The sequence below is a fragment of the Vibrio neptunius genome (genome assembly GCF_000967495.1).
GTDB classification, from domain to species: domain Bacteria; phylum Pseudomonadota; class Gammaproteobacteria; order Enterobacterales; family Vibrionaceae; genus Vibrio; species Vibrio neptunius.
Map to the genome: position 1 here is coordinate 1 of NZ_JXXU01000024.1, position 12681 is coordinate 12681.

Annotated in this window: 8 protein-coding genes; all 8 read left to right on the top strand. The window is 46.3% G+C overall.

What is annotated here, in order from left to right:
* Positions 1-286: 286 nt before the first annotated feature.
* The 8 genes from secE to rpoC all read left to right on the top strand — a co-directional run bounded on the left by secE (position 287) and on the right by rpoC (position 12310).
* A complete protein-coding gene (gene secE / locus TW84_RS09555) occupies positions 287-667 on the top strand; it encodes a preprotein translocase subunit SecE (RefSeq protein WP_045975432.1) in 381 nt (126 codons plus the stop codon).
* A gap of 13 nt (positions 668-680) precedes the next feature.
* Positions 681-1229, top strand: a complete 549-nt coding sequence (gene nusG, locus TW84_RS09560; RefSeq protein ID WP_045975433.1) for a transcription termination/antitermination protein NusG — start codon at positions 681-683, stop codon at positions 1227-1229.
* Positions 1230-1412: 183 nt separating this feature from the next.
* Positions 1413-1841, top strand: coding sequence for a 50S ribosomal protein L11 (gene rplK / locus TW84_RS09565; protein WP_006957115.1), 429 nt, complete (start codon positions 1413-1415; stop codon positions 1839-1841).
* Between the two features lie 4 nt (positions 1842-1845).
* Positions 1846-2550: a 50S ribosomal protein L1 gene (gene rplA / locus TW84_RS09570; protein WP_045975434.1), complete on the top strand. Its 705-nt coding sequence runs from the start codon at positions 1846-1848 to the stop codon at positions 2548-2550.
* A gap of 280 nt (positions 2551-2830) precedes the next feature.
* Entirely contained in the window at positions 2831-3325 is a 495-nt protein-coding gene (rplJ, locus tag TW84_RS09575; RefSeq protein WP_045975435.1) for a 50S ribosomal protein L10, read from the top strand.
* Positions 3326-3383: 58 nt separating this feature from the next.
* Complete coding sequence (rplL, locus tag TW84_RS09580) at positions 3384-3752, top strand: 50S ribosomal protein L7/L12 (RefSeq protein ID WP_006957113.1); 369 nt, start codon at positions 3384-3386, stop codon at positions 3750-3752.
* A 231-nt stretch (positions 3753-3983) separates the two neighbouring features.
* On the top strand, positions 3984-8012 hold the full coding sequence (rpoB, locus tag TW84_RS09585; protein WP_045975436.1) for a DNA-directed RNA polymerase subunit beta: 4029 nt from the start codon (positions 3984-3986) through the stop codon (positions 8010-8012).
* 92 nt (positions 8013-8104) lie between these two features.
* Positions 8105-12310 (top strand): DNA-directed RNA polymerase subunit beta', encoded by a 4206-nt coding sequence (rpoC, locus tag TW84_RS09590; RefSeq protein WP_045975437.1) that lies wholly within the window; start codon positions 8105-8107, stop codon positions 12308-12310.
* Positions 12311-12681 lie beyond the last annotated feature (371 nt).

The following is a 12681-nucleotide window of genomic DNA, read 5'->3' on the forward strand; positions in this document are numbered from 1 at the left end:
TCGACTAATTCTTAGGAATTGCTGAAGACTTCTGAAAAATCTTTGAATAAGATTTGACGAACCAGTAGCAAAAAGGGCATCATTTGATGCCCTTTTTCTGCACTAAATTTAATGTTTGTTCATTTTATCGTCCAAACAAATAGTAAGCAGAATTCTTTGTCCGAGAGGTTGCTTCTTGGTCATTTAGAAAGAGTACGTCAATCGAGTTAAGGTTGTCGTTTCATGGATTTGCCCTGCAACAGCGGGGTTGTTGTCTGTATGTAAGACTTGTGACAGGTTTGGTTTTATGAAAGCAAATAATGCTGAAACTCCTGAAAGCTCAAATGGCGCAGATTTCTTCAAGTGGATTGTCACTTTTGTTCTGCTAGTTGCCGCTGTTGTGGGTAATTACCTGTATGGTGAAATGTCTGTAGTGATTCGCGCTGCAGGTGTTGTTGTACTGATTGCTGCGGCACTTGGTGCTGCTGCTACAACAACAAAAGGTAAAGCTGCGATTGAGTTCGCTAAAGAATCTCGTATGGAAGTTCGCAAAGTGGTTTGGCCAACACGCCAAGAAACTATGCAAACTACTTTGATCGTTTTAGCTGTAAGTATAGTAATGGCTCTAGCACTTTGGGGCATCGACGGCATTATGGTTCGTCTTGTCAACTTTGTGACTGGGGTATAGAGGGTTTTAATTCATGAGTGAAGCTCCCAAAAAACGTTGGTATGTAGTGCAAGCCTTCTCTGGATTTGAAGGCCGTGTAGCGCAGTCTCTTCGCGAGCATATCAAAATGCATGGCATGGAAGAGCTATTTGGTGAAGTTCTCGTCCCTACTGAAGAAGTAGTGGAAATGCGTGCAGGCCAACGTCGAAAGTCTGAGCGTAAGTTCTTCCCAGGTTACGTCCTCGTTCAAATGATTATGAACGATGAATCATGGCACTTAGTACGTAGTGTGCCGCGTGTCATGGGCTTCATTGGTGGTACCTCTGACCGTCCAGCTCCTATCACTGATAAAGAAGCTGATGCTATCCTCAACCGTCTTGAGAAAGCGAGTGAGTCTCCTCGTCCACGTACTATGTACGAAGCGGGCGAAGTGGTGCGTGTTACTGACGGTCCATTTGCTGACTTCAACGGTACAGTTGAAGAAGTGGATTATGAGAAGAGCCGCATGAAAGTGTCTGTATCGATCTTTGGTCGAGCAACACCAGTTGAGCTTGAATTTGGTCAGGTTGAAAAACTGGACTAATACTCTGATTTAAAGAGTATAAAAAATCACCTTTTAAGGGTTGTGCAAGGCGCGAATTATGACTATAATTTCGCGCCTTATTATTTTGGATGAAACGCAAGTTTTAATCCAGAATGAAAAGTATTTATATCAACGGGGAGCTGATCAGTTGGTTAGCGTTAGTACCCAAAATTAGGAATAATCATGGCTAAGAAAGTTGAAGCTTACATCAAGCTGCAAGTTGCTGCTGGTATGGCAAACCCAAGTCCACCAGTTGGTCCTGCTCTAGGTCAACACGGTGTAAACATCATGGAATTCTGTAAAGCGTTTAACGCGAAAACAGAATCTATCGAGAAAGGTCTACCGACTCCTGTTGTTATCACTGTATACAACGACCGTTCTTTCACGTTCATCACTAAGACTCCACCTGCTGCAGTTCTTCTTAAGAAAGCGGCTGGCGTTAAGTCTGGTTCAGGTCGTCCAAACACTGAAAAAGTGGGTACAGTAACTGACGCTCAAATCCAAGAAATCGCAGAAACTAAAGCTGCTGATATGACTGGTGCTGACATCGAAGCAATGAAGCGTTCAATCGCTGGTACTGCTCGTTCAATGGGCCTAGTGGTAGAGGGTTAATAAGATGGCTAAACTAACTAAGCGCATGCGCGTTATCCGCGAAAAAGTTGACGTAACTAAAGAATACGAAATCAACGAAGCTGTAGCTCTTCTTCAAGAACTAGCGACTGCTAAATTCGTTGAGTCTGTAGACGTTGCTGTTAACCTAGGCATCGATGCTCGTAAATCTGACCAGAACGTACGTGGTGCAACTGTACTACCTCACGGTACTGGCCGCGAAATCCGCGTTGCAGTGTTCACTCAAGGTGCAAACGCTGAAGCAGCTAAAGAAGCTGGCGCAGACATCGTTGGTATGGAAGATCTTGCTGAGCAAGTTAAGAAAGGCGAAATGAACTTCGACGTAGTTGTTGCTTCTCCAGATGCAATGCGCGTTGTAGGTCAACTAGGTACTATCCTAGGTCCTCGCGGTCTAATGCCAAACCCTAAAGTTGGTACTGTAACTCCTAACGTTGCTGAAGCTGTTAAAAATGCTAAAGCTGGTCAGGTTCGTTACCGTAACGACAAGAACGGCATCATCCACACTACTATCGGTAAAGCAAACTTCTCTGCTGAGCAGATCAAAGAGAACCTAGAAGCACTTCTAGTGGCTCTGAAGAAAGCTAAGCCGTCTTCTGCTAAGGGTACATTCCTGCAGAAAGTAAGCATCTCTACTACTATGGGTGCTGGTGTTGCTGTTGATCAGGCTAGCCTGAACACTCTAGCAAGCTAATATATTTGCTTGGGCGTGAAATTTGTGTATAATTTCGCGCCTAATATTTGTGGTTGGGGCTGAACTTTGGTTCTGTAAGAATTAATACCCAGTCTCCGTCCAAGACCGTAGGTGTCTGAGTTTGTTTAACAAATGATGACTTAATTATCCTACGTAGATGGTGCCCGAACTGACAGAAAGCTCTATGTAAATAGTTACCTTTCTTCTGGGAAGCACCTCAATAACTCTCACTGTCGTGATGATAGTGAGTGGTGTAACGACAACCAGGAGTAAATCCAAGATGGCTTTAAACCTTCAAGACAAAAAAGCAATTGTTGCTGAAGTCAACGAAGCTGCCAGTGGTGCACTTTCTGCAGTTGTAGCTGACTCTCGTGGCGTTGAAGTGGGCGCGATGACTTCTCTACGTAAACAAGCTCGTGAAGCGGGTGTTTATGTACGAGTTGTTCGTAACACACTTATGCGTCGTGCGGTTGAAGGTACTGACTACGAGTGTCTAACAGACACTTTCACTGGTCCTACTCTAATCGCATTCTCTAACGAGCACCCAGGTGCTGCAGCGCGTCTTTTCAAAGACTTCGCTAAAGAGAACACTGACTTCGAGATCAAAGCTGCTGCATTTGAAGGCGCGCTAACTGACGCTGAAGTACTAGCGACACTACCAACTTACGACGAAGCTATTGCACGCCTAATGATGTGCATGAAAGAAGCTTCTGCTGGCAAGCTGGTTCGCACTATCGCTGCACTACGCGATCAAAAAGAAGAAGCTGCGGCGTAAGCCTTGCTTTTTACTGGTTGCTAATTAAACTTATTGTTGATTTTAAAAGAGAATTGTTATGTCTATTACTAACGAGCAAATCCTAGACGCAGTTGCAGAAATGTCTGTAATGCAAGTTGTTGAACTAATCGAAGCAATGGAAGAGAAATTCGGTGTTTCTGCTGCTGCTGCTGTTGTAGCTGGCGGCGCTGCTGGTGGCGAAGCTGCTGCTGAGCAAACTGAATTCGACGTAATCCTAGAATCTGCTGGCGGTAACAAAGTTGCTGTAATCAAAGCAGTACGTGGCGCAACTGGCCTAGGTCTTAAAGAAGCTAAAGCTCTAGTAGACGGCGCACCTGCACCTCTAAAAGAAGGCATCGAGAAAGATGAAGCTGAAGCTCTTAAAGCTCAGCTAGAAGAAGCTGGTGCAAGTGTTACTGTTAAGTAATTATTGCATAGTTTCTTAGCCTAACGGCTAATGGCTGGTGGTTTTATAACCACCGGCCTTTTTGCGCTGTAGGGGTTGGGTGATTTTTCCGCTGTTTGAGCACCCAGGTTCCTAGCAAAAAACATTTCATTAGTTCTTAATGAAATGTCACTACAATCAAACAGGTGTTAGTCACTGTCTCATAACGATTGGAGACAGTTTGGGTCACTTATCAGCGAGCTGAGGAACCCCATGGTTTACTCTTATACCGAGAAAAAGCGCATCCGTAAGGACTTTGGTACTCGTCCACAAGTGTTGGACATTCCATACCTGCTATCGATCCAGCTCGATTCGTTCGAAAAATTCATCGAACAGGATCCTGAAGGTCAATACGGTCTTGAAGCTGCTTTCCGTTCTGTATTTCCAATTCAGAGCTACAACGGCAATTCCGAGCTGCAATACGTTAGCTACCGTCTTGGTGAGCCAGTTTTTGACGTTAAAGAATGTCAAATTCGCGGCGTAACTTACTCAAAACCACTTCGCGTAAAACTACGCCTAGTTATCTTTGATAAAGACGCGCCAGCAGGTACTGTAAAAGACATTAAAGAACAAGAAGTCTACATGGGCGAAATTCCGCTTATGACAGACAATGGTACCTTCGTTATCAATGGTACCGAGAGGGTTATCGTATCCCAGCTGCACAGAAGCCCAGGTGTATTCTTCGACAGCGATAAAGGTAAGACCCACTCTTCAGGTAAAGTTCTATATAACGCACGTATCATTCCTTACCGTGGTTCATGGCTTGATTTCGAGTTTGATCCTAAGGATAACCTATACGTACGTATTGACCGCCGTCGTAAGCTACCAGCATCTATCATTCTTCGCGCACTAGGTAAGACGACAGAAGAGATCCTGGACATCTTCTTTGAGAAGGTGAACTTCGAGGTTAAAGATCAAACTCTACTTATGGAGTTGGTTCCTGATCGTCTACGTGGTGAAACTGCGTCATTCGATATCGAAGCAAACGGCAAGACTTACGTTGAAACAGGTCGTCGTGTAACGGCACGCCATATCCGTCAGCTTGAAAAAGATGGCGTTGAGCATATCGAAGTACCAGTAGAGTACATCGTAGGCAAAGTGTCTTCGAAAGACTACATCAACGAAGCGACTGGCGAGATCATCGTTGCAGCTAACCAAGAAATCAGTCTTGAAGCGCTAGCTAACCTATCTCAGGCAGGCCATAAAGCTCTAGAAGTTCTATTTACGAACGACCTAGACCACGGTCCATTCATGTCAGACACACTACGCATCGACAGCACGGTTGATCGTATTTCTGCATTGGTAGAAATCTACCGCATGATGCGCCCTGGTGAGCCACCAACGAAAGAAGCTGCTGAAGCACTATTCGAAAGCCTATTCTTCTCAGAAGAGCGTTACGATCTATCGACTGTTGGTCGTATGAAGTTCAACAGCTCTATCGAACGTGAAGATGCTCAAGAGCAAGGTACACTTGACGAAACTGATATCGTTGAAGTGATGAAGAAGCTTATCGCTATCCGTAACGGCATCGGTGAAGTGGACGATATCGACCACCTAGGTAACCGTCGTATCCGTTCAGTTGGTGAAATGGCAGAAAACCAATTCCGCGTTGGTCTAGTACGTGTTGAACGTGCTGTTAAAGAGCGTCTAAGCCTTGGTGATCTTGATGCAATCATGCCTCAAGACCTAATCAACGCTAAGCCTATCTCTGCTGCGGTTAAAGAATTCTTTGGCTCTTCACAGCTTTCACAGTTTATGGACCAAAACAACCCACTATCAGAAGTAACGCACAAGCGTCGTATTTCTGCATTGGGTCCTGGTGGTCTTACTCGTGAACGCGCTGGTTTCGAAGTACGTGACGTACACGTAACTCACTACGGTCGTCTATGTCCGATCGAAACACCTGAAGGTCCAAACATCGGTCTGATCAACTCTCTATCTGCGTTTGCGCGTTGTAACGAGTACGGTTTCCTAGAGACACCATACCGTCGCGTAGTAGATGGCGTAGTAACAGACGAAGTCGATTACCTATCTGCTATTCAGGAAGGTCAGTACGTTATCGCTCAGGCGAACACGGTACTTTCTGAACAAGGCACATTCTCTGAAGAGCTAATCACAGCTCGTCAGAAAGGTGAATCTGGCCTACACCCACGCGAACATGTTGACTACATGGACGTTGCAACTAACCAGGTTGTATCTATCGCTGCATCGCTTATCCCGTTCCTAGAACACGATGATGCGAACCGTGCATTGATGGGTGCGAACATGCAACGTCAGGCAGTTCCAACACTTAAGGCTGACAAGCCTCTAGTTGGTACTGGTATCGAGCGTAACATCGCAGTTGACTCTGGTGTTACAGCGGTAGCGAAACGTGGTGGTGTAATCCAGTCTGTAGATGCTTCTCGTATCGTTGTTAAAGTTAACGAAGACGAGCTGATCCCTGGTGAAGCAGGTATCGATATCTACAACCTAACTAAATACACTCGTTCTAACCAAAATACGTGTATCAACCAGCGTCCATGTGTGATGCCGGGTGAACCAGTTGCACGTGGTGACGTTCTTGCTGATGGTCCTTCAACAGACCTTGGTGAGCTAGCACTTGGTCAGAACATGCGTATCGCATTCATGCCTTGGAACGGCTACAACTTCGAAGACTCGATCTTAGTATCTGAGCGCGTAGTTCAAGAAGACCGTTTCACTACGATCCACATTCAAGAGCTATCTTGTGTGGCGCGTGATACTAAGCTTGGTGCTGAAGAAATCACAGCTGATATTCCAAACGTAGGTGAGTCTGCTCTGTCTAAACTAGACGAGTCAGGTATCGTTTACATCGGTGCGGAAGTGAAAGGCGGTGACATCCTTGTAGGTAAAGTAACGCCTAAAGGTGAAACTCAGCTAACTCCTGAAGAGAAGCTACTACGTGCTATCTTCGGTGAGAAAGCGTCAGACGTTAAAGACACGTCTCTACGCGTACCAAACTCAGTTTCAGGTACTATCATCGACGTTCAAGTATTTACTCGTGACGGTGTTGAAAAAGACAAACGTGCACTTGAAATCGAACAGATGCAGCTTAAAGAAGCGAAGAAAGACCTTACTGAAGAATTCCAGATTCTTGAGGGTGGCCTTCTAAACCGTGTTAAAGCTGTACTAATCGACGGTGGTTACACTGAAGCTAAACTAGATGCAATCGATCGTAAGAAGTGGCTAGAACTAACGCTTGAAGACGATGCTCAACAGACTCAGCTAGAGCAACTAGCAGAGCAGTACGACGAGCTACGTGCAGACTTCGATAAGAAGTTTGAAACTAAGCGTCGTAAGATCACACAAGGTGATGATCTAGCACCTGGCGTACTGAAGATCGTTAAGGTTTACCTAGCGGTTAAACGTCGTATCCAGCCTGGTGATAAGATGGCGGGTCGTCACGGTAACAAGGGTGTAATCTCTAAGATCAACCCTGTTGAAGACATGCCTTACGATGAGAAAGGTCAGCCGGTTGACATCGTACTTAACCCACTGGGTGTACCTTCGCGTATGAACATCGGTCAGATCCTAGAAGTACACTTAGGTCTGGCAGCGAAAGGTATCGGTGACAAGATCAACCAGATGGTGAAAGAGCAGCAAGAGCTAGCTAAGTTCCGTGACTTCCTACAGAAAGTTTACGACCTTGGTGATACTCGTCAGAAAGTAGACGTTGCGTCTCTATCTGATGACGAAGTTCGCACGCTGATCAAGAACCTACGTGGTGGTCTACCGATCGCGACTCCAGTATTTGACGGTGCTTCTGAGCAGTCAATCAAAGAGCTATTGAAACTAGGTGACCTACCAGAATCTGGTCAGCTAACGCTGTTTGATGGTCGCACAGGTGATGCGTTTGAGCGTCCTGTAACTGTTGGTTACATGTACATGCTGAAACTGAACCACCTTGTTGATGACAAGATGCACGCTCGTTCAACTGGTTCGTACAGCCTAGTAACTCAGCAACCACTTGGTGGTAAAGCTCAGTTCGGTGGTCAGCGTTTCGGTGAGATGGAAGTATGGGCACTGGAAGCATACGGTGCTGCTTACACGCTTCAAGAAATGCTAACAGTTAAGTCGGATGACGTTAACGGCCGTACTAAGATGTACAAGAACATCGTAGATGGCAACCACAGCATGGAACCTGGCATGCCAGAGTCGTTCAACGTACTGTTGAAAGAGATTCGCTCGCTAGGTATCAACATCGAGCTAGAAGACGAAGAGTAATCCCTTCTTTCTTAATTGAGAAAAGCGATTATTTGGTAGAAGGTGCTCACTTTTGCGGGTGAGCTCCTTTTAACTCCTTACAGGAGCTGATTGTGAAAGACTTATTAAACTTTCTAAAAGCGCAGCATAAGACCGAAGAATTTGATGCAATCAAAATCGGTCTATCTTCACCAGACATGATCCGTTCATGGTCTTTCGGTGAAGTTAAAAAACCTGAAACGATCAACTATCGTACGTTCAAGCCTGAACGTGATGGTCTGTTCTGTGCGCGTATCTTTGGTCCAGTAAAAGACTACGAATGTCTTTGTGGCAAGTACAAGCGTCTGAAACACCGTGGCGTAATCTGTGAGAAGTGTGGCGTTGAAGTTACACAAACTAAAGTTCGTCGTGACCGTATGGGCCACATCGAGCTTGCATCACCAGTTGCTCACATCTGGTTCCTAAAATCGCTACCGTCTCGTATCGGTCTACTCATGGATATCCCTCTACGTGATATCGAACGTGTTCTTTACTTCGAAATGTACGTAGTAACTGAACCAGGTATGACTGATCTAGAAAAATCTCAGATGCTTACTGAAGAAGAGTATCTGGATCGTCTAGAAGAGTGGGGTGATGAATTCACGGCTAAGATGGGTGCAGAAGCGATCAAAGACCTACTTGCGTCTATGGATCTGCCTGCTGAAATCGAAGAGATGCGTGAAGAGCTTCAGTCTACTAACTCAGAGACTAAGCGTAAGAAGATCACTAAGCGTCTGAAGCTAGTTGAAGCGTTTGTTCAATCTGGTAACAACCCAGAGTGGATGATCCTGACTGTGCTTCCGGTACTTCCGCCAGATCTACGTCCTCTAGTACCACTAGATGGCGGTCGCTTTGCGACTTCTGATCTGAACGACCTATACCGTCGCGTAATCAACCGTAACAACCGTTTGAAGCGTCTACTAGAGCTAGCTGCTCCGGACATCATCGTACGTAACGAAAAACGTATGCTGCAAGAGTCTGTTGATGCACTTCTAGATAACGGTCGTCGCGGTCGTGCGATCACGGGTTCGAATAAGCGTCCTCTGAAATCTCTTGCTGATATGATCAAGGGTAAACAAGGTCGTTTCCGTCAGAACCTTCTAGGTAAGCGTGTAGACTACTCTGGCCGTTCTGTAATCACAGTAGGTCCATACCTTCGTCTGCACCAGTGTGGTCTTCCTAAGAAGATGGCACTTGAGCTATTCAAACCATTCATCTACAGCAAGCTAGAGACTCGTGGTCTTGCGACTACAATCAAAGCTGCTAAGAAGATGGTAGAGCGCGAAGAAGCGATCGTTTGGGATATCCTGGACGAAGTCATCCGTGAACACCCAGTACTATTGAACCGTGCACCTACACTTCACCGTCTAGGTATCCAGGCGTTCGAACCAGTACTAATCGAAGGTAAAGCGATTCAGCTGCACCCACTAGTGTGTGCGGCGTACAACGCGGACTTCGATGGTGACCAAATGGCGGTTCACGTGCCTCTAACTCTAGAAGCACAGCTTGAAGCTCGTACTCTGATGATGTCGACAAACAACATTCTGTCGCCAGCGTCAGGTGATCCGATCATCGTACCTTCTCAGGACGTTGTATTGGGTCTTTACTACATGACTCGTGACAAGATCAACGTGAAAGGCGAAGGTATGTACCTTGCTAGCCCAGCTGAAGCTGAGAAAGCATATCGTACTAAGTCTGCAGAGCTGCATGCTCGCGTTAAAGTTCGTATCACTGAGACTGTAAAAGACGAAGATGGCAACAGCACAACTGAGACTAAGCTGGTTGATACCACTATCGGTCGTGCAATGCTATGGCAAATCGTGCCTGATGGCCTTCCGTACAGCATCGTTAACCAAAAGCTGGGTAAGAAGCAAATCTCTCACCTACTTAACGAGGCTTACCGTAAGCTAGGTCTAAAAGACACTGTCATCTTCGCTGACCAAATCATGTACACAGGTTTCGCTTACGCGGCACTTTCTGGTGTATCTGTTGGTATCGACGACATGGTTGTTCCAGCAGCTAAGTACACTGAGATCGAAGAAGCGGAAGCAGAAGTTCGCGAAATCCAAGAACAGTACCAATCCGGTCTTGTAACAGCGGGCGAGCGCTACAATAAAGTGATCGATATTTGGGCATCGACCAACGATCGCGTAGCGAAGTTGATGATGGAAAACCTCTCTTCTGAAGCTGTTGTTAACCGCGACGGTGAAGAAGAGCAGCAAGAATCGTTCAATAGCATCTACATGATGGCCGACTCGGGCGCACGTGGTTCTGCTGCTCAGATTCGTCAGCTTGCAGGTATGCGTGGTCTGATGGCCCGTCCAGATGGTTCAATCATCGAAACGCCGATCACTGCGAACTTTAAAGAAGGTCTAAACGTACTTCAGTACTTTATCTCAACGCACGGTGCTCGTAAGGGTCTTGCGGATACAGCATTGAAAACAGCGAACTCGGGTTACCTAACTCGTCGTCTAGTAGACGTTGCTCAAGACGTTGTTGTACACGAGCATGACTGTGGCACCCATGAAGGTGTTGACATGATGCCGCACATCGAAGGTGGTGACGTTAAAGTTGCACTTTCTGAGCTGGCTCTTGGTCGTGTAGTTGCAGAAGACGTACTGAAGCCAGGTACTGAAGATGTACTGATCCCACGTAACACTCTAATTGATGAGAAGTGGTGTCAGATCATGGAAGAGAACTCAGTTGACCGCATGAAAGTGCGCTCTGTAGTTACCTGTGATGCAGACTTCGGTTGTTGTGCTCAGTGTTACGGTCGTGACCTAGCACGTGGTCACCTAGTGAACCAAGGTGAAGCAGTTGGCGTTATCGCTGCTCAGTCTATCGGTGAGCCGGGTACACAGCTTACGATGCGTACGTTCCACATCGGTGGTGCGGCATCTACTGCAGCAGCAGAGAACAGCATCCAAGCTAAGACGACTGGTACAGTTAAGCTACACAACGCTAAATTCGTTATCAACAAAGATAAGAAGCTTGTAATCACTTCTCGTGCTTCAGAGCTGACTATCATTGACGAATTTGGTCGTACTAAAGAGAAACACAAACTACCTTACGGTTCTCTACTATCTAAAGGCGACAACGACGCAGTTGAAGCTGGTGAAACAGTAGCGAACTGGGAAGCGCACACTATGCCAATCATCACTGAAGTGGCAGGTCGCATCCAGTTTGTGGACATGATCGATGGCGTGACAGTTTCTCGTCAAACAGATGATCTAACAGGTCTATCTTCAAGCGAAGTAACTGAAGCAGCAGCTCGCCCAGCAGCAGGTAAAGATATGCGTCCAGCTATCAAACTTGTTGATGCGGCAGGTAACGACGTAATGATCCCTGGTACTGAAATGCCAGCTCACTACTTCCTACCTGGTAAAGCGATTGTAAACATCGAAGACGGCGCTGAAGTAGGCGTGGGTGATACTCTATCTCGTATCCCTCAGAAATCTGGCGGTAACAAAGATATCACTGGTGGTCTACCACGCGTAGCTGACCTATTCGAAGCTCGTAAGCCGAAAGAGCCTGCGATTCTTGCTGAGCACACAGGTACTGTAAGCTTCGGTAAAGAAACGAAAGGTAAGCGTCGTCTAGTCATCACTCGTGAAGGCGGCGACGCATACGAAGAGATGATTCCTAAGCATCGTCAGCTTAACGTATTCGAAGGCGAGAAAGTTGAACGTGGTGACGTGATCGCAGATGGTCCAGAGTCTCCACATGACATTCTACGTCTACGTGGTATCCACGCTGTGACTCAATACATCGCGAACGAAGTTCAAGAAGTATACCGTCTACAAGGCGTTAAGATTAACGATAAGCACATCGAAACTATCGTTCGTCAGATGCTACGTAAGTGTACAATCACGCACGCTGGTGACTCTACAGAGTTCCTAGTGGGTGAGCAGGTTGAATACGCGAACGTTAAGATTGCTAACCGTCAGCTAGAAGCTGAAGGCAAAGAGCTAGTTCGTTTCGAGCGTGAGCTACTTGGTATTACTAAGGCATCTCTAGCGACCGAATCGTTCATCTCTGCGGCATCGTTCCAGGAAACAACTCGCGTACTAACAGAAGCTGCGGTTTCTGGTAAGCGTGATGAGCTACGTGGTCTGAAAGAAAACGTAATTGTTGGTCGTCTAATCCCAGCAGGTACAGGTTTCGCTTACCACCAAGATCGTCAAGCTAAGCGTGTAGAAGAGCAAGAAGGTCCTTCAGCTGAACAAGCGACTGACAACCTTGCAGCACTACTAAACGCAGGCTTTTCTTCAGAAGAATAAGGCTGCAGACGAGTAATCGCTAGCTAAGAAATGACAAAAGGCACCTTCGGGTGCCTTTTTTGTTTTTGGAGAGCGTGAAGCGGGAGCGGACTTCGTCCTATGGAAAACTGGATCGGGCTTCGCCCTACGAGAACACTGCGTTCCGAGAGTCGAGACTGGACTTTGTCCTTTGAGAGAAGATTGACGTCATACTTCGTCATTCCCTAGACTGACGAAGGAAGGAGTAGGGAATCTCCATAAGTTTTAGACTCGCTTTAAGAGATCCCCAACTCACTCATTCTTCGTTCTTGAGGATGACAGCTTAATTTATTGAAACAAAAAGGGTTGACGCAAAACGCCAACCCTCCAAAATTCTCTAGCTCTCTAGCTCT

Bases quoted from the DNA above. Each gene is read 5' to 3' on its own strand.
- rplA (WP_045975434.1), top strand. From the start codon at position 1,846: ATGGCTAAACTAACTAAGCGCATGCGCGTTATCCGCGAAAAAGTTGAC.
- rplL (WP_006957113.1), top strand. From the start codon at position 3,384: ATGTCTATTACTAACGAGCAAATCCTAGACGCAGTTGCAGAAATGTCT.
- nusG (WP_045975433.1), top strand. From the start codon at position 681: ATGAGTGAAGCTCCCAAAAAACGTTGGTATGTAGTGCAAGCCTTCTCT.
- rplK (WP_006957115.1), top strand. From the start codon at position 1,413: ATGGCTAAGAAAGTTGAAGCTTACATCAAGCTGCAAGTTGCTGCTGGT.
- secE (WP_045975432.1), top strand. From the start codon at position 287: ATGAAAGCAAATAATGCTGAAACTCCTGAAAGCTCAAATGGCGCAGAT.
- rplJ (WP_045975435.1), top strand. From the start codon at position 2,831: ATGGCTTTAAACCTTCAAGACAAAAAAGCAATTGTTGCTGAAGTCAAC.
- rpoB (WP_045975436.1), top strand. From the start codon at position 3,984: ATGGTTTACTCTTATACCGAGAAAAAGCGCATCCGTAAGGACTTTGGT.